The sequence below is a fragment of the Secundilactobacillus angelensis genome (assembly GCF_012641075.1).
Classification (GTDB): domain Bacteria; phylum Bacillota; class Bacilli; order Lactobacillales; family Lactobacillaceae; genus Secundilactobacillus; species Secundilactobacillus angelensis.
Genome location: NZ_JAAXLJ010000002.1, coordinates 156,814 through 175,374, shown reverse-complemented (window position 1 = coordinate 175,374; position 18,561 = coordinate 156,814). Strand labels below are relative to the sequence as shown.

The following is an 18,561-nucleotide window of genomic DNA, read 5'->3' as shown; positions in this document are numbered from 1 at the left end:
CACGCATTCGGGGTTATAATGAAACGTCGAAACTGGATATCACATGATTGATATAGCCAGATAATGAATCGGAAGGAGGTCGTTTTTTTGGCCACCGAATATCTTGAACATAAATTGGCGCTATTACCCGACATGCCAGGAATTTATATGATGAAAAACATCAATGGGCATATTATCTATGTGGGTAAAGCCAAAAACTTAAAAAACCGGGTGCGTTCCTACTTTAAGAGCAGTCATGAAGGCAAAACGGCACGGTTAGTTTCAGAAATTGCGGACTTTGAGACGATTGTCACTTCTACTGATAAAGAAGCTTTTTTGCTCGAAATCACGATGATTCAGAAGCATCAGCCGCATTACAACATTAAACTGAAGCAGGGCACCGGCTACCCCTACATTAAGATTACCAATGAGCGAGATCCAACAATGTTGATCGTGAGTTCGATACGCAAAGACGGTGCGTATTACTTTGGTCCGTATCCTAACGTTTACGCGGCAGAAGAGACCTTGCATTTTTTACAGAAGGTTTATCCGTTGCGGCGTTGTAATGGTTACCAGAACCGGCCTTGTTTGTATTATCATATGGGGCAATGTTTGGGCGCTTGTTTTAAAGAAGTTCCCAAAGAGCAGTACGATAAGCAGATTGAGCGAATCAAGTCGTTTTTGAATGGCAATGTTGCCACTGTGAAGCGTCATTTAAATTCTCAAATGAAGAAGGCATCAGATAATTTGGAATTCGAACGAGCTGCTGAAATCCGGGATCAGATGCATTATATTGAAGTGACCGTCGAAAAACAGAAGATTATTTCAAACGACCAGACGCCGCGAGACATTTTTAATTTTTACATGGATAAAGGTTGGCTGTCTGTGCAAGTCTTCTTTATTAGACAAGCACGGTTAATCAAGCGGGAGAAGCGGTTATTTCCAATCGTCAATGATGCCGTTGAGGAAATGACCAGTTTTATTATTCAGTTTTATCACCGTAAGAATAGTGTTTTTCCAAAGGAAATCCTAGTTCCGGATAGTTTGCCGAAGGATATTCTGGAAGAGATGTTACCGATGCCCGTGAGAACGCCGCAACGTGGTGAGAAGCGTGCGTTACTGGAGATGGCCGGAAAAAATGCCCGGTTAGTTTTGGAAGAGAAGTTCCGTTTGCTGGAGTTGGATGAACAAAAGACAACCGGTGCAATGAAGGAAATTACCGATGCATTGGGACTGGCTCCTGGACATAAAATTGAGGCTTTTGATCACTCACACATTCAAGGTGCTGATTTAGTTTCCGCGATGGTCGTTTTTGTTGATGGTCAGCCAAATAAAAGCCTTTATCGAAAGTACAAGCTAAAAACCGTGGATCATGCTGATGAAGCTGCCAGCACCCGTGAGGTCATTCGACGGCGGTATACCCGGTTGCTTAAGGAACACGAAGCCATGCCGGATTTAGTTTTAATGGATGGTGGCGCGATTCAATTGGAAGCCGCTAAAGACGTCATGGAAAATGAACTGGGTTTGACTGTACCGGTAGCTGCAATGGTCAAAAATGACAAGCATAAGACCGCTGATTTACTTTCGGAAGTTAACGATACGCCATTGCATCTCGATCCAAAATCACAGGGCTTCTACTTACTTCAACGCATCCAAGATGAAGTTCACCGTTTTGCCATCACTTTTCATCGCAAGGTTCACGCAAAAAACTCTCTCAGTTCACGGTTGGATGATATTAACGGCGTTGGTCCAAAAACCAGGAATAAATTACTTCGCAAGTTTGGTTCAATGAAAAAAATTGCTGCAGCAACTCCTGAAGAGATGCATGAATTAGGTATTTCCAAGGCAGTGGCAGATACAATTCATCTGACGTTAGCGAAGACTGCCGAAACTGATTGACGCTAAAGTTAAAAAAGTTTCAATAAACGGTGGTAATTTAACGGTATTCATTAGATAATAGCAAAGTTAGGAATGTCCGAATGAATTGGAATAATGGAGAAATGATATGTTTGTAGATCACGTTACAATTAATGTTAAGGCTGGGAATGGTGGCAACGGGATGGTTGCATTCCGGCGGGAAAAGTATGAGCCCAACGGCGGACCGGCCGGCGGTGATGGTGGCCGCGGCGGTAGCGTTGTGTTTAGAGTAAGTACGGGGCTTCGTACCCTGATGGACTTCCGTTATAATCAAAAATTTAAGGCTGATCATGGTCAAAATGGTGGTATCAAAGGGATGACTGGTCGCGGTGCAGAAGACCGTGTGATTTTAGTCCCCCAAGGCACTACTCTCATTGACGATGAAACCAACATGGTTATTGCTGATTTAGTTGATGTTGGTGATCAAGTCGTGGTTGCTCAGGGTGGCCGTGGTGGTCGTGGCAACGTTCATTTTGCTACGCCTAAGAATCCCGCACCAGAATTAGCTGAAAACGGCGCTCCAGGAGAAGAGCGTCGCGTTCGATTGGAATTAAAATTACTGGCAGACGTTGGGTTAATCGGATTCCCATCCGTTGGAAAATCTACTTTACTGGCAGCAATTACCAGTGCGAAGCCTAAAATCGGCGAGTATCACTTTACGACGATCACTCCTAATCTAGGGATGGTCAAACTTAGTGATGGCCGTGATTTTGCGGTAGCTGATTTACCTGGCTTGATTGAAGGCGCAGCCAGTGGTATCGGTCTGGGGATCGAATTTTTGAAGCACATCGAGCGAACTAGAGTCTTGCTTCACTTGATTGATGTTAGTGGCTTTGAAGACCGGGATCCATACGATGATTTTCTGAAGATTAACGCTGAATTAAACAAGTATGATCCAGATTTGCTGAAACGACCACAAATCGTTGTGGCAACCAAGATGGATCTTCCTGATTCAGCAGAAAACCTCGAAACGCTTAAAGAAAAGTTGGCTAGTGATACAACGCTTGCTACCCCACCGGTTGTCATGGCAATTTCTAGCGTTACCCATGATGGCTTAACGCCGTTGATTCAAAAGACGGTAGAAATTCTCGACCAGACGCCTGCATTCCCTGTGAAGGGTGTAGACGATTTGGAGAAGATGCTGATTACTGATGATCAACCGATTGAATCTGAAGCATTTGAAATTAATCGCGATGCAGATGGAACTTGGGTTCTTTCTGGAGCCAAGTTGGAGAGATTATTCCAGATGACGAACATGGATCATGAAGAAAGCACTTTGCGTTTTGCACGTCAATTAAGAGGAATGGGAGTCGATGATGCCTTACGAGAAAAGGGTGCTCATAATGGCGATTTAGTTCAAATCGACGACTTTACCTTTGAATTCGTGGAATAATTTTAGAGCTTAATTTAAGAGATGAAACGAGGGAGAATCGATGCAGCACGCGGGGAGCAAGCGGCTTAAGCATAGTCGTTACATTTCTGGGTTCGACGGAATCCGGACAATTGCGGTGATTGGTGTTATTGTTTATCATCTATTGCCGTACAGCTTGCAGGGTGGCTATTTGGGAGTTCCGATATTCTTTGTGGTTTCGGGTTATTTAATTACTGATTTGTTGCTACAAGAATATGAACAAAACGGTAAGATCGATATTGTTAGTTTCTATGTTCGACGGATGAAACGGCTTTATCCAGCCTTGGTCACGATGGTACTAACTACAGCGGCATACATTACCCTGTTTCAACGGTCGCTGTTTGTCAGTTTGAAGGCCATTATTGGGACCAATTTACTTTATGTGTACAACTGGTGGGAAATCGGCCACGGCCAATCATACTTTGACCGGTTTAATGGTGAATCTCCGTTTACACACCTTTGGTCACTCTCGATTGAAGGGCAGTTTTATGCGTTTTGGCCACTTATTTTGGTCATCCTGCTGTTTATTTTTAAAGCCCGAAAGCCTATTTTTTACTTTGTCTTAGGGCTGTCAGCACTGTCAGCGGTTTGGATGGGGTACTTGTATACGGGTACAGCTATGACCAACCGAGTCTATTACGGTACTGATACACGGATGTTTGCGATTCTACTGGGGGTTGCGCTAGCTTTTGTTTGGCCTGCAACCAAGCTAAAAAGTGAACTGAAGCCCCAAGCTAAGCGAATATTAAACGGTACTGGAATTTTGAGCCTGATACTTTTAATCGTCATGTTTTTTAAGATGTCAGGTCAATCCAGTTTAACTTACCATGGCGGGATGTTCTTCTTTACTTTTATGTCCACCATTCTAGTGGCAACTGTCGCTCATCCAGCCGGTTTTATGAATCGATTGTTTACTAATCAGGTTTTTGATTGGGTGGGTACTCGGAGTTATGGGATTTACCTATATCAATTTCCAATCATGATTTTTTATGAAGCGAAAGTGACCAATATTGCTGCTCATCCAGTATTTAATGCGCTTGTTGAGACTATTTTAATTCTAATCGTTAGTGATCTGTCCTATCGATATTTGGAACGGCCTTTACGCCATTATGATTACGGTCAATTACCGGTGATGCTGAAACAGTTTTTCCAGAGCCCTAAAAACTTTGGCTGGCAGCGATACGCAGTGATTCCTGCTGTATTAGTAACAGGGGTTGCACTGGTTGGTGCATTTACGAGTCCTGCACATTCGGAAGCTAATGATTCTGCACTTCAAACCAATATCAAGCATAATCAAAAGCAGGATGCGTCTTCTAATAAAGCAGCTTTAAAAAAGCAGCACGAAGCTGAAAAAAAGGCCGCTGCTGAGAAGAAACGTCAAGAAGCATGGCGAAAAGTAAAGTTAAACCCTCATCAAAAGGAATTGGCCCAGACGTATGGTTTGTCCAAGCGTCAAGTCGTTCAAGCAAAGGACCTTGCTGTGACGGCCATTGGGGATTCTGTTATGGTGGATGTTTCGAGAGATGTTCGTCAGGTGGTTCCAAACACTTATGTCTCCGCGGGTGTCGGCCGTCAAATTTGGCAAGCACCTAGGCAGATCGAGTCGCTTAAAGCGCAGGGAGCGTTAGCGAACACAGTTGTAATTAATTTAGGAACCAATAGTCCAATGACTGATGATCAAATCGATAAAGTTATTCGGATGGTGGGACCTAAACGGCATATCTTTTGGGTTAACACCCACGTTCCCACCCGGAACTGGGAAACTTCAGTTAACGAGACAATTGAAAAAGCAGCCAGACGTTATCCCAATGTTGAGCTAGTTGATTGGCATGATTTGAGTAAAAATCATAAATCCTGGTTCTATTCTGATAATGTCCATCCTAATCCAACTGGTAACCGCTACTATACTCATTTGTTAGTCACACGGCTTACTGACTCTAATGCAGCCTCTGAACCGAAATAACATTAAAAAACACCGTGTACAAGCGTTTCAGCTTGGATACACGGTGTTTTTGACGGCGGAAGTATAATTATAGGTTTACGATGATTGGAGCAGGAGCTTTGGCAACGGACTGACCGGAATCATTGAAACTGCCTGAAAATTGAACACTTACTTGGCCTACTTTAAAACTAGTCGGCCCAACTAGAATCATTGCTGAAAAGGTCCGGGTGCTGTTTTTATTGATTACTTGGCCGGCACTTGGGTCACTGATGCCATTCGCAGCAACACTTCGGGAACCATTCAGACTGATTTTTTGGATGCCATCAATTTTGACTGCATGGGAAGAGGTGTTTTTCACGTTAAATTTAATTTGCAACGTTTGATAAGGGTTCGGAATTTGTCCGATATTAAAGGCTTGTTGTGCCATTTGTAAGGCCCGCTTGGTCTTGGCATTGTTTTTAAATCGTTTGATATCAGTAATTTGATAATTAATTCCCTGACTGGTGGTTTTTTGATTGAGCCGTTTATTTTGGGATAAAGTCAACTTTGTTCCGGCTTGGTCGTAGGCAAACTGACCTGGGAATGACAATAAACCTGATTTTCGATAATTACGGTTATTTTTTTCGGCACTTGGTACTTTATACGGTTTCATGGTTGCTTGATCTGAGGCCGATTTTTCTGGTGTCTTGACTTGTTGGCTAGATGAACTTGTCGAGTTCGACTGAGCTTGATGGTTTGATTTTCCTTGACCGTTACAGCCGGTTAGTATGAAGCTCACTACTAGAATGGTAGTCAGCATCAGACGCTTATTTAACATAGTAAAACCTCCGTTATTTGAATAAAAGCCAGTGCTCAGATTGGCGAAACCCATACAGTCGATCATCATTAGAGCGGAAAACGATTAATTGTTGATCAAAGTGGACGGCATGTTGTTGAAATGTACCAACGGTTAAGGGCGTCTGGGTAGCGGTATGGAACAAGAGACGATTGTCAGAGGCTGACATACCAGAAACGGGTAAAATCGATTGACTGTCAATTCCGAGCTTCAGGCTAGGATCTAGTTGGTGCATTAATGTGATCAATTCTCCTAGGCGCAAGTTTTTCACTTCCTCTAATGCTATTATACCTTATCTTTGGTGACAATATCATTTATTGGTGACTAGGCGATTTATCCGTAAGCTTTATCATTTAGGCAAATAATCAAACAATCCCACCATGAATCTGATACAATTATAGAGTTGGAATCCGCTAAAAAGGATTTGTTCGCACTGGCCAGATGTGTGGTGCAAGATAGATAGAAAAGGACGACAAATATGCAAATCGAATTTTTAGGAACCGGTGCTGGTTCTCCTGGAAAGTTTAGAAATGTCAGTAGTTTAGCATTACGGTTACTAGAAGAACGTAATTCAATCTGGCTGTTTGATGCCGGCGAAGGTACTCAACATCAGATTTTGAGAACAACAATCAAGCCACGTAAAATCGATAAAATATTTATTACTCATTTACATGGTGACCATATTTTTGGCTTACCAGGTTTACTGAGCAGCCGCTCGTTTCAGGGCGGTAATGACAAGTTAACCATTTACGGCCCTAAGGGAATTCGTAACTTTGTGTTGACCAGCTTGAAAGTTTCTGAAACAAAATTATCCTACTTTATTGAGTTTGTGGAATTGTCACACGGTGGCGAGATTTTCCAGGATGATAAGTTCACTGTATATGCTGAACATTTGGATCATAAAATAGAAACGTTTGGCTATCGGGTCGAAGAACGGGATCATCCGGGTGAATTAATGGTAGATAAACTTAGAGAAGACAACGTGCCATCAGGGCCACTATATGGTCAGTTGAAAGCGGGTAAAACCGTGACACTGCCAGATGGTCGTGAGATCAACGGACAAGACTACATTGGTCATGCCCAAAAGGGACGAGTAGTCGCGATTCTAGGTGATACTCGAAAAACGGCTAACAGTTATCATCTGGCAGAGAATGCGGATGTTTTGGTTCATGAAAGTACGTTCGCTAAGGACGAAGCGGCTATGGCTCATAGTTATTATCATTCAACGAACGTGCAGGCAGCCAACATCGCTAAGACTGCCCACGTTGGGAAATTATTGCTGAATCATATTTCCGCTCGTTATACGGGCAAACTGGCTCATGATCTTGAAAAACAGGCGCAAGCCGTCTTCAGTAACTCGAAAGTTGTGAAGGATTTTGATGTAATTGATATTCCGTTTGATAAGGAACGGAAATAGGGGGCAATTCAATGAAGCGTCAAGGTAAAGTGATTATCGCCATCTTAATTGTGATTTTGATTGCCGTTTTTTCGGTCATGAATACGGAATCCATTCCAGTCCATTTTGGCTTTGCGACCGTATCATGGCCACTAGTGCTGGTGTTGTTAGCGGCAGTCTTTTTGGGTGCAATTTTGATGTTTCTCTTTGCAACGATTACTAATTATCAAAATAAGAAAATGATCAAACAGCAGAGCAGCCGGATTCAGACTTTAGAGACCCGGTTGGACCAAAATAAGACTCGTGTAGCTGGAAAGACTCACCCAGACGCATCGATGAAGTCCAACAGCAGTCAACCAGAAGTAAAGGATGATGTTCATGATTGAGTCACATTATGATTGGCAAATAAAACACGTTGATCGTCCCAGTGATGCGGCGACCCATTTAGCAGAATCACTTTCTATTGAGCCGATGGTTGCACAGATATTGCTGAATCGCGGTTATGATAACCAAGAAAAAGCGACCCAATTTCTGAATCCCGATTTATCCCAATTACATGATCCGATGACCATGCATGACATGCAAAAGGGTGTTGAGCGGATTCAAAACGCTGTTGCTAACGGTGATCATATTACGATTTATGGTGATTATGACGCTGATGGGGTAACAAGTACTTCAATCCTATACGAAACACTGGATCAGATTGGTGCCAACGTCGATTACTTTATTCCCAATCGTTTTGTCGATGGGTACGGGCCAAATGTTGCGGCTTTTGAGCGTTTGATTGAAGGTGGGACTCAGTTAATCGTGACTGTCGATAACGGGGTTTCTGGTAATGATGCCATTGCTCGCGCCAACGAGCTGGGTTGTGATGTAGTGGTCACTGATCACCATGAATTGCCCACTGAGCTTCCCAACGCCTACGCTATTATTCATCCTCGCCATCCGGAAGGGCAGTATCCTTTTGGCGGCTTATCCGGAGCAGGAGTGGCCTTTAAGGTTGCAACAGCACTGCTAGATGAAGTGCCGCAAGAGATGCTTGATTTAGCAGCAATTGGAACAGTGGCCGATTTGGTTCCGCTGGTTGATGAGAACCGGGTCTTAGTGACGGCTGGTTTACAGTTGTTATCTCAAACGGATCGCTTGGGATTGGTTTCACTGATTAAAGAAGCCGGACTTGAGCCCGACCAACTTGATGAACAGTCGATTGGTTTTGGTATCGCTCCTCGGTTAAATGCCCTTGGTCGGCTCGACGATGCGGCGCCCGCAGTTGAATTGCTGACAACATTGGACGAAGAGCGTGCGCAGAAATTAGCGGCATTAACCGAAAAACAAAACAAGTATCGTCAAAAGTTAGTTGCTGATATTAGCGAAGTCGCGTTAGCACAAGCCCAAGACGAAAATCACCGTGACCATCCCACCATGTTAATCACTGGTAAGGGCTGGCATGAAGGGGTTCTCGGTATTGTAGCCAGCAAGGTAGTTGAAGCGACTGGTAAGCCAACGGTTGTTTTGGACGTTAATTCGGAAAACGGCACGGCCAAAGGATCTGGCCGTAGTGTTGCAGGTTTCAATTTATTTGATGCTTTTGATGGTCAACGTGACCTTCTAGTTAACTTTGGTGGACACGCTGCCGCTGTTGGGATGACTGCAAAGGCTGATGAATTAAGTCAATTACAGCTTGGCTTTGATCAAGCTGCCCTTGATCAAAATTTAGCTGATCAGCCGAAAACGCCATTACCAGTGGCTTCGGAGATGTCAGTTGGTGATGTTTCAGAAGAGCTATACCATCAATTACGTCAATTGGGACCATTTGGAACCGACAATCCAGTGCCGATGTTTGTTTTCAAACCCAGTACTGTTCAAAATGTGAAGGCGATTGGTGCTGAAGGTAAGCACCTGAAATTTCAGTTAAGTGACCAAAATAGTCAACTTAGTGCAATTGATTTTGGTGCAGGTGAACTGGCTCCAGTCCTGCAAAGTGCACCTGAGCAGGTCAAAGTCGTCGGTCAGATCGATATTAATGTCTGGCAGGGTCGGACTTCAATGCAAGTCATGGTGAAAGATTTAGCAGTAGACGGGTTAGTGATTAGCGACCAGCGAACTCAGAAGTTACGTCAGGAAATGTTTCAGGATGTCAATGCAACTTATGTCTTCTTTAATCAACGCTTTTATGAAAAGATACAGTCACAAATTCCAGCAACAGCCAATTCCTGGCTGTTGACGGATGCCAAACGTTTGGGAGAGGTCCACACACCCACAATGTATTTGGTGGACTGTCCAGCTCAAATTAGCGATTTGAAAGCAGCATTAAAAGCTGTGCAGGCAGATCAAATTGTTGCTTATTTTTATTTAAAAGAAAGTCATTATCTTTTGGGGATGCCAGATCGCGCACAATATGCTAAACTATTTAGGTTCGTTCAAACACACCAAGACGTCGATGTCTCTCATCGATTGAATGAGTTGGCGCAGTATTTACAAATTGCTCCGGCACAGCTGGTCTTGATGTTGCAGATTTTTCGTGAGCTTGAATTCGTCACTATTTCCAATGGTCAGCTGAATGAGGTTAAGCAGCCAGCCCATCGGCAAATTACTGACGCACCGAGTTACCAAAAACGACAACAGCAGATTGAAACTGAAAAACAACTATTGTATAGCGAAACGGCTGATTTGAAAACATTGTTGACCTCGCTAATTGCAGAAGATTAAAGGAGTTGCTATTTAAGATGACCATTGATTTAAAGAAGTACGTTGCAACAGTGCCGGATTACCCTGAGCCTGGTGTCATGTTTCGTGATATTTCGCCACTGATGTCAGATGGGGAAGCATATCGTTACGCCACCGATCAGTTGGTTGATTATGCTCGCAGTAAGAATGTAGATATGGTTGTAGGGCCTGAAGCTCGGGGATTTATTGTTGGGTGTCCAGTAGCCTATGAATTAGGGATTGGTTTTGCTCCAGCTCGTAAAGAGGGTAAGTTACCCCGTGAGACGGTTAAAGCAACCTATGATCTCGAATATGGCCAATCTGCGCTTTACCTGCACAAAGACGCCATTAAACCGGGACAACGAGTTTTAGTCACCGACGATTTACTGGCTACTGGTGGCACGATTGGTGCAACCATTGATCTTGTGGAAGATCTAGGTGGCATTGTCGTTGGGACAGCCTTTATCATTGAATTAAAGGATCTTCATGGCCGGGATAAGATTAAAGATTATGATATCTTTAGTTTGATGGAATTTTAAAAGCACATCATCACACTGAATATTAGCGGCTAGCAGTTGCAAGTTTGTCTAGTTTTGTTATAATTGTTTAGTGTGTTATGGAGAGTTGGCAGAGTGGTAATGCACCGGACTCGAAATCCGGCGAACCGGCTTATACCGGCGCGCAGGTTCAAATCCTGTACTCTCCTTATGGATACAATAAGAGAATAATTATCAAAAAAGCTGTTAACAATTTGTTAACAGCTTTTTTGATAATTATTTGTTCAATTCTTGATTGGCTTTATCAATTTCTTGATTCAACTTTTGTTCGAATTGATTCACTTCGTGTTGAATGTAATAATGAGTCCCCAGTCCGCCAACGACCACGGTGAACAAGCAAGTACCTAGGACCCAAATAACAGGAATTTTCAAACCTCTCCCAGATGAGAGATGTTTGTTGAACCCTTGGCTGAACAGGCCCCACACTAGAAGAATTGCTAAAATCAAGAAAACGCAGCTACCGATTAAATCAAGATTCTTGCTATATCCGGTGAATAAGGAAAAGAGTTGGAACACACCAATCAGCCAAACTACTAGCAATCCAACGATAATCTCCCAATATTTCGTCACTGAACCTGACCATTCTGCAACGAAAAAACCAATGATTGCACCAGTGATTGCGAACAATCCTAGCCCAACACTAATTAACGATAATACTTGTACCACATCATTACCTCCAATCAAATTTCAGCTTTTTGCGTCGATCAGGTTTGGACGATTGTTTACACTGACAAAATTTAAATGCTGTGGACACTGAGCTCGTACAATAAAGACTTGTTCAATCAATGCAAAATCAAAGTACGCATCATTGCTATTATTAATCATAATAGTCATAAAAGGTAATGATATCAATTGTAATGGTTGTAGTTGTATCATTTGTTGTCAATAGCTGTTATTGACAACAAATTCACGTTACAATTATTGCGGATTTATAATATATTTACTTTAAATCAGCAATTCAAAAATCATATTTCGTTAGACTATTATCTTCACAATCATGGAATCATTTGGCATTCAAAAAGATTTATACAGTAATAACAATTGTATCCTAAATCACAATATAGGCCTTTCAATTGAATAAGACTTCACAAATTTTAAACAAATTTACAAAAAAGTATTGTAATTAATAGACATTTTTAGTAGACTCAATACTGTACTTTCTTTCGAAATACATTTCTCAACTACACTACAGATGTCGGTCCACTACACCCGACGTCATAAAGAGCGGTAAACATCTCTTCCATAACGGGGATGTCTATCGCTCTTTTATTGATGAATACGATTAGCATTATAAGCTTAAATGGATTGTGAAGATGGTCGCATTAAAATTTCGTTGATGGCGACTTCAGTTGGTTGATCGATCGCGTATGCAACAGCATTCGCAACGTCTTCAGCGTTTAACCCATTTTCTTTTTCCTGCTTTTCCGTTTGGGCGCGCTGCTGCGGGTCACTGATTGTGCTGAACAGTTCAGTGTTGACGGCACCAGGTGAAATCATGGTCGTTTTGATGTGGTTAGTGATTTGCTCTTGACGCAGACCATCCATAATTGCCTGAATGGCGTACTTAGTGCCAGCGTAGACCGCTGTACCCGGATGGACAACGTGTCCAGCAACAGAGTCGGTGGTGATGATTTGACCACTCTGCTGGCGAATCATGACGGGCAAGACAGCCGCAATACCATACAACACACCCTTGATGTTGACGTCGATCATTCGCTCCCATTCATCGACTTTCAGTTCAGCCATCTTAGAGATGGGCATGAGGCCGGCATTATTATAGAGTACGTCAACCCGTTGAAAAGTATCAGTGGCTAGCTTAACCAAGTTGGCAACACTATCGCGATCCGTGACATCTGTTTGCTGATATAGAACGTTATTTGTGGGAAAGCTACCTGCGATCTCTTTCAGTCGGTCTGTACGGCGGGCACCAATAACTACCTTGGCACCAGCATGTGCTAATTTTTCTGCTGTTGCGCGACCAATACCACTTGAAGCACCAGTGATGACAACAACTTTATTTTTGATTGTCAAAATACCAACTCCTTATCATTTAATGAGTTCATTCTACCATTATTTTTCACCTAGGTTTTTGTTCAGTTCTGCTCAAGATATCTTGACTTCGACTGCACTCTAACTGATATACTGACATTGAACTATTAGTGGAGCGATTTATTCGATCCTAGCTATGTGTCGGAAGGGGATATTTAAATGAAAACTGCCATCTTTGAACAAGCAGGTAAAGTTGCAATCGAAAACGTGGATAAGCCAGTGATTAAAGCCGGTGATGATGCAATCATCAAAGTCGTGAGGACTTGCGTTTGTGGGTCTGACTTGTGGGCCTATCGCGGGTTAGAAGATAAAGCTGCTCATTCGGCTAACTCAGGTCATGAAGCCATTGGCATTGTTGACTCTGTTGGTAGTGACATTACGACGGTCAAACCAGGGGATTTTGTCATTGCACCATTTACCCACGGTTGCGGCCATTGTGCGGCTTGTCTCGCAGGTTTTGACGGTGATTGCCAAAGTCATACAGATAACTTCAGTGAAGGGGTTCAATCGGAGTATGTGCGCTTCCAGCATGCTGACTGGGCTTTGATTAAAGTTCCAGGGCAACCAGCTGATTATAGCGATGAAATGCTGAAGTCATTGTTGAGCCTTGCTGACGTGATGGCTACGGGATATCACGCTGCTCGGGTTGCTAATGTCAAAACGGGTGACACCGTGGTCGTTGTTGGTGACGGGGCCGTTGGTCTTTGCGGTGTGATTGCCGCTAAATTACGTGGTGCCAAGCGTATCGTTGCTATGAGCCGTCATGAAGATCGTCAGCAATTAGCCATCGAGTTTGGCGCGACGGATATCATTGCAGAACGGGGCGATGAGGCGGTTGAAAAGGTTATGGTGCTGACCAATAATGCTGGCGCAGATGCCGTCTTAGAATGTGTCGGGACAGAACAATCTAATGATACAGCTATGAAGGTTGGTCGCCCAGGCGCAATTGTTGGTCGCGTCGGCTTACCACATGAGCCTAAAATGGATATGTCTAGTTCCTTCTACAAGAACACCATTATCGCGGGTGGTCCTGCTTCAGTTACCACTTATGACAAGCAAATTTTATTGAAAGCTGTTTTGGATGGCGACATTCATCCCGGCAAAGTCTTCACGAAATCGTTTAAGTTAGATGATATCGATGACGCTTACCAAGCGATGGCTAAGCGTGAAGCAATTAAATCATTGATCGTGCTTTAGAGTCCGTAAAAGCGGATGATTAAAAACGGGTCGGTATGCCTCTTTTGAGAGGTGTGCCGACCCGTTTTTGGTTGTCTGATTTTTAGTTATTCATCCATACTATGTTCCCAGCTACCCTGTGTATTAACTTGTGCTTGATCGGCCAAAGTTTCTAATGTCTTCATTTCGTCCGGTGTTAGACTAAGTGAAATTGCATGTTTGGTATCAGCAATATAATGTTGCTTTGTCACACCAATGATTGGGGTGGTGCCTTTTTGAATCACCCAAGCGGTTGCCACATCGGCCACTGCGACGTGGTATTTACCAGCCAATTCAATCATCTTGGCCAGCAATTCGTTCAGTTTTGGCAACATGGGGTTGTACTTTTTTGCCCGATTACTGTCGCCTTCAAACGGATGAGCAGCATCGTGCTTGCCGGTGAGAACGCCTTGTTCCAGTACCATGTACGGGAAGAAGGTAATCCCATTTTCATGACAATAATCTAAAATGCCATCATCTTCAGAATTCCGGTGGAGTAGACTGTAATGATTTTGAACTGCGTCAAGTTCGACACCGTCTGCGTTCAAAATTTCTCTGGCACGTTTGATTTGCTTCAGGTTGTGATTGGAAACCCGAACGTGTTTAATCAGTCCCTTTTTAACGAGCGGTGCAATCATTGGCGTCCATTTTTCAACGCCTTCAGCATTATGAATCCAGTACAAATCAACATAGTCTGTGTGCAGCCGTTTTAAACTGCCTGCCAACATGTCACCCACGGGATCCTCGCCATCGCCAGCAAAGCGTGGTGTGAACTTCGTAGATAAAAAGTATTCATCGCGATTGTATGCCTTCAAACAATTACCCAATAGCGTTTCGGAAGAGCCTTCACCATATGCGGCAGCAGTGTCCCAGAGATTTAAGCCGTTTGCCATTGCCGAATCAACCACGGCTTGAAGATCAGTTTGAGTTAAATGGTTACCAAAAACTTGATCACCGCCGTTTAGACCTGATCCCCAAGACCAGGTACCAATTGCAACTTTTGCATCGAACATAATAATCCCTCTTTTGATTTTAAATTTGGTTGCTCACCATTAATTATGGTGAAAATGATTAACGATTGCAAACGACTTGTCTGTGAAAATGATTGAGAAATTAGTTTCGCTTGTTGTTTAAGTATTTCGCGGGAAAATAGGTTATACTGCCTTTGATTAAGATGTAGGTCATGATTGAAACGGAGGCGGGGAGCCACTCATCAACTATTAAATACCGGGAGTGATGGGGATGAATAAGGATCGGTTGAGGGCACTTGTTTTTATTTTGGTCACTTTCCTACTTGGTTGTAATGAATTTATGGTAGTGGGAATCCTGTCCGAAATTGCCCGACATTTGCACGTTTCACTCACTTTGGTGGGTGATCTAGTGACCGTTTTTGCCGTCGTGTACGCGATCAGCACACCATTGATCACAATCTTTACCAGTAAATATAATCGGTACCAGACACTTTTGGTGTTAATGGCCATTTTTCTGATTGGGAATACCATAACTGCAATGGCACCGAACTATTTTTGGATGCTGCTGTCACGGATGATAGCTGCCAGTGTTGCGGGCGCCATTATTTCATTTCTGATGACTTTTACGGCCGTCATTGTGCCAAAAGAAAAACGTGCTAGTTTAGTTGCCTGGGTCTTTGCGGGGTACAGCATTGCGTCAGTTTTTGGGGTTCCCATTGGCACCATGATTAGTATTCAATCTAGCTGGCGAAATGCCTTCATGCTGGTGTCGATGTTGACTGTTATTGCATATGGCCTATTAATATGGCTATTGCCGAAACACGTTATGCAAGCCACCGGCACATTTTCGGATCAAATGAAATTATTACGAGATCGCCGGATTCAAATTGGTATCCTGTTAGCCTTGTTTACAGCAGCTACTATGTATGGTTATTACACTTATATTCGGCCACTATTAACGAGTGGTTTAGGTTTTCACCGGAGTGATTTAAACTTGCTTTTATTTGCCATTGGGCTCATGAGCATTGCCTCTAATCGTTGGTCCGGTCATCTGGCAAAACACGGGGGACTTAACCAGTTGCCGAAGTACTATTTAGCTGATTTAGTGATTTTGATGTTATTACCGGAAGCACTGAACAGTCAGGTATTTGGCTTCGGTGCATTACTGATTTTAACGATGATCGTAACCTTGTTGAGCGCACCGCTTCAGGTTTATTTCTTAAGTATCGCGGAAACGGATTATCCTCAGGCGTTGTTATTGGCGTCTTCTTTGAGCTCAATCTTTTTTAACTACGGTATTTCGCTGGGGTCAGCGACTGCTTCCATCATGTTTGATGTGATCGGGTTAAGGGATATCAGTTTCGGTGCCGCAATTTATTCGCTGATTTCACTGTTATTGATTCTCGGTTTAAACCGGATCATAAGAAACCAAACGACGCCATGAATAGGCAAATATCAACGTAATTTACGGAAACAGTAATAATTACCATTTACATGTAAACAAATTTACTGTATGGTTTAAAGAGTAATTATTACTATTTATTTTTTTTGGAGGCAATGATATGTTTGGTGTTAAGAGAGCGAGAATGGTAGTGGCGATAGGATTAGCGGTAGTCGGTGCTGGGACATTATTAAGTGGATGCGGTCATGCCGCAAAGCAGTCGTCAGCTGGTAAAATTCAGGTGGTCACTAGCACGGATTTTTATGGTGAAGTTGCTCGTGCGGTGGTCGGTAATAAGGGAACTGTGCATTCGGTAATTAACCAGCCAGCAACTGATCCGCACGATTATGAACCCACACCAAAGGTTGCGAAGATTGTTCACCAAGCCAACGTGGTGGTGGCTAATGGTATTGGTTATGATCGTTGGATGGACCGGTTAGTTACGGGCAAGAAGGTGACATACATTCGGGTCGGCAATGATTTGTTAAATAAACAAAACGGTGATAATCCGCATCTGTGGTATCGACCGCAAACTATGCCGACTTTAGCTCGAGCATTGGCCAAGCAGTTTAGTAAGAAACAACCTCGAAATAAAGCGTATTTTGATAAAAATGCTGCCCGATACATTCAATCGCTGAGACCCATCAACAATGAAATCACTGAAATTAAACGGCTCAGTGCTAAGCGGGGACAAAAACAAGTTTATGTCAGTGAACCCGTTTTTGACTATGCGATTCAAGCACTAGGATTTAAAGTGGCTAACCATGGTTTTGAAGAAGCAATCGAAAATGGCAGTGATCCGTCGCCCAAATCGATTCGGCAAATGCAAAATGGCCTGAAGAAACAGCGAGTGGCGTTCTTTGTTTTCAATCAGCAAGTTGATAGTAAGACGGTTAATAATCTGGTGGCGATAGCCAAGCAGAATCACGTTCCGGTTTTGAAGGTCACTGAAACGCTGCCCCAAAATCTAACGTACAAGCAGTGGATGTTAAGTCAATATCAGCAGTTGAACCAAATTTTGAAATAGAGCCAAAGAACATTTTCATGACGACCAGTCGTCTTGGAGATGTTTTTTTATGAATTTACTTTTAAATATGTTATATGTGGCATATAATATATTCGTAATAAGAGAGAAGGATAATAATTTGAATTATTGGTTATTAACGTTAACGTTTTTAAGCGTGAACCTTGATTTTTTCTTTATGCTGATTTTTCTACTCAAGAAATATCAGGTTGTCAAAGTGATGCTCGGCTATCTGTTTGGAAACTTGATTTTGCTGATTTTAAGCTATGCAGTAGGTAAGGCGCTGTTAGTCTTTCTACCAGAATGGCTGCTAGGTATCTTAGGAATTCTGCCAATTTACCTGGCGTTTCATGATAATGACGATGAGACTGGTGATAAGCACCAGCGGTCTCAGATTCTGAGTGTGACAATGACTTACTTATCGGTCTGTGCAGGGTGTAATTTATCCATTTTTCTGCCCGTATTAGTTGGTGAATCTTTCACACATTTCTTACTGACGCTTGTTTTCATCGGCTCATTAACGTTGCTAGTTGTTTTAATCATTAAATTAGTAGCGGAAATTCCCGTTATTACTAATCTAATGACACGATACGGTGAAAAGTTAATGAAGGTTTGCTACGTTTTGATTGGTCTATGGGTATTCTGGGATAGTGGATTAATTAGTCATATCATGGCTTTCTTCTGATAGTTGTACCATAATAGAGATAATTAATCCGTTAAAGTTGAGGTGATCGACGTGGAAGTCAGCAATGCGCTTTTAGAGGAAGCCGCTAAAATTTATAAGGTTTTAAGCAATACTAACCGCATTAAAATTCTGTATTTTTTGGAAGATAATGAGGCGGATGTGTCGACAATTGTTGATAACGTCAATTTGCCGCAACCGCTGGTATCACATCAATTAGCAATTTTATATCAGTACCAGCTGGTAAATCGGAATAAAATGGGCACTCACGTTTTCTATTGCTTGGATGATCCGCATATCCTTGAAATGGTGGACGCGATGCTGGGCCACGTTTCACACGAAATAAAGGGCGAACCTCATCCGTATAAAAATGCTTCACAGATTAAAAAAAGCAGGTAAACCGAGAGGACGGCTTACCTGCTTTTTCAGATACTTA

The 18,561-nt window shown here is 42.7% G+C and carries 17 protein-coding genes and 1 tRNA gene; 13 read left to right on the top strand and 5 right to left on the bottom strand.

Annotation, left to right across the window (positions count from 1 at the left end):
- The first annotated feature begins 87 nt into the window (after positions 1–87).
- The 3 genes from uvrC (at position 88) to HC026_RS01705 (ending at position 5,270) form a co-directional block, all read left to right on the top strand.
- Positions 88–1,878 (top strand): excinuclease ABC subunit UvrC, encoded by a 1,791-nt coding sequence (gene uvrC, locus HC026_RS01715; protein WP_168924252.1) that lies wholly within the window; start codon positions 88–90, stop codon positions 1,876–1,878.
- A gap of 106 nt (positions 1,879–1,984) precedes the next feature.
- Complete coding sequence (gene obgE, locus HC026_RS01710) at positions 1,985–3,289, top strand: GTPase ObgE (RefSeq protein WP_168924251.1); 1,305 nt, start codon at positions 1,985–1,987, stop codon at positions 3,287–3,289.
- Positions 3,290–3,329: 40 nt separating this feature from the next.
- Entirely contained in the window at positions 3,330–5,270 is a 1,941-nt protein-coding gene (locus HC026_RS01705; protein WP_168924250.1) for an acyltransferase family protein, read from the top strand.
- A gap of 67 nt (positions 5,271–5,337) precedes the next feature.
- On the opposite strand, the gene HC026_RS01700 is transcribed toward HC026_RS01705, so the two are convergent.
- Both HC026_RS01700 and HC026_RS01695 read right to left on the bottom strand, forming a co-directional pair.
- Positions 5,338–6,066 (bottom strand): hypothetical protein, encoded by a 729-nt coding sequence (locus HC026_RS01700; protein WP_168924249.1) that lies wholly within the window; start codon positions 6,064–6,066, stop codon positions 5,338–5,340.
- A gap of 13 nt (positions 6,067–6,079) precedes the next feature.
- A complete protein-coding gene (locus HC026_RS01695) occupies positions 6,080–6,346 on the bottom strand; it encodes a hypothetical protein (RefSeq protein WP_168924248.1) in 267 nt (88 codons plus the stop codon).
- Between the two features lie 216 nt (positions 6,347–6,562).
- Here HC026_RS01695 and rnz point away from each other — a divergent pair, with 216 nt between their 5' ends.
- From rnz to HC026_RS01670, 5 genes are all read left to right on the top strand, one after another.
- A complete protein-coding gene (gene rnz, locus HC026_RS01690; protein ID WP_168924247.1) occupies positions 6,563–7,501 on the top strand; it encodes a ribonuclease Z in 939 nt (312 codons plus the stop codon).
- Between the two features lie 11 nt (positions 7,502–7,512).
- Complete coding sequence (locus HC026_RS01685; protein WP_168924246.1) at positions 7,513–7,866, top strand: LapA family protein; 354 nt, start codon at positions 7,513–7,515, stop codon at positions 7,864–7,866.
- The gene (gene recJ / locus HC026_RS01680; RefSeq protein ID WP_168924245.1) at positions 7,859–10,189 is read left to right on the top strand and encodes a single-stranded-DNA-specific exonuclease RecJ; all 2,331 of its coding nucleotides are present in this window, start codon (positions 7,859–7,861) and stop codon (positions 10,187–10,189) included. Before HC026_RS01685 ends, recJ begins: the two co-directional genes overlap by 8 nt.
- Positions 10,190–10,206: 17 nt before the next feature.
- Positions 10,207–10,725: an adenine phosphoribosyltransferase gene (locus HC026_RS01675; protein ID WP_168924244.1), complete on the top strand. Its 519-nt coding sequence runs from the start codon at positions 10,207–10,209 to the stop codon at positions 10,723–10,725.
- Positions 10,726–10,804: 79 nt separating this feature from the next.
- Positions 10,805–10,892 (top strand) — tRNA-Ser (locus HC026_RS01670).
- 67 nt (positions 10,893–10,959) lie between these two features.
- On the opposite strand, the gene HC026_RS01665 is transcribed toward HC026_RS01670, so the two are convergent.
- Positions 10,960–11,409 carry a hypothetical protein gene (locus HC026_RS01665; protein WP_168924243.1) on the bottom strand — a complete coding sequence of 150 codons (450 nt, stop codon included), beginning with the start codon at positions 11,407–11,409 and terminating at the stop codon, positions 10,960–10,962.
- A 630-nt stretch (positions 11,410–12,039) separates the two neighbouring features.
- Entirely contained in the window at positions 12,040–12,774 is a 735-nt protein-coding gene (locus HC026_RS01660; RefSeq protein ID WP_168924242.1) for an SDR family oxidoreductase, read from the bottom strand.
- 177 nt (positions 12,775–12,951) lie between these two features.
- Between HC026_RS01660 and HC026_RS01655 the strand changes: the two genes are divergently transcribed.
- On the top strand, positions 12,952–13,989 hold the full coding sequence (locus HC026_RS01655) for a zinc-binding dehydrogenase (RefSeq protein ID WP_168924241.1): 1,038 nt from the start codon (positions 12,952–12,954) through the stop codon (positions 13,987–13,989).
- Between the two features lie 86 nt (positions 13,990–14,075).
- Here the strand turns inward: HC026_RS01655 and HC026_RS01650 are convergent, their stop codons facing one another.
- Positions 14,076–15,020: an aldo/keto reductase gene (locus HC026_RS01650; protein ID WP_168924240.1), complete on the bottom strand. Its 945-nt coding sequence runs from the start codon at positions 15,018–15,020 to the stop codon at positions 14,076–14,078.
- A gap of 229 nt (positions 15,021–15,249) precedes the next feature.
- Between HC026_RS01650 and HC026_RS01645 the strand changes: the two genes are divergently transcribed.
- From HC026_RS01645 to HC026_RS01630, 4 genes are all read left to right on the top strand, one after another.
- A complete protein-coding gene (locus tag HC026_RS01645; RefSeq protein ID WP_168924239.1) occupies positions 15,250–16,422 on the top strand; it encodes an MFS transporter in 1,173 nt (390 codons plus the stop codon).
- 118 nt (positions 16,423–16,540) lie between these two features.
- Positions 16,541–17,446, top strand: coding sequence for a metal ABC transporter solute-binding protein (locus tag HC026_RS01640; protein WP_168924238.1), 906 nt, complete (start codon positions 16,541–16,543; stop codon positions 17,444–17,446).
- 118 nt (positions 17,447–17,564) lie between these two features.
- Positions 17,565–18,128: a cadmium resistance transporter gene (locus HC026_RS01635; RefSeq protein ID WP_168924237.1), complete on the top strand. Its 564-nt coding sequence runs from the start codon at positions 17,565–17,567 to the stop codon at positions 18,126–18,128.
- 51 nt (positions 18,129–18,179) lie between these two features.
- The gene (locus HC026_RS01630; protein WP_168924236.1) at positions 18,180–18,524 is read left to right on the top strand and encodes an ArsR/SmtB family transcription factor; all 345 of its coding nucleotides are present in this window, start codon (positions 18,180–18,182) and stop codon (positions 18,522–18,524) included.
- The last annotated feature ends 37 nt before the right edge of the window (positions 18,525–18,561 follow it).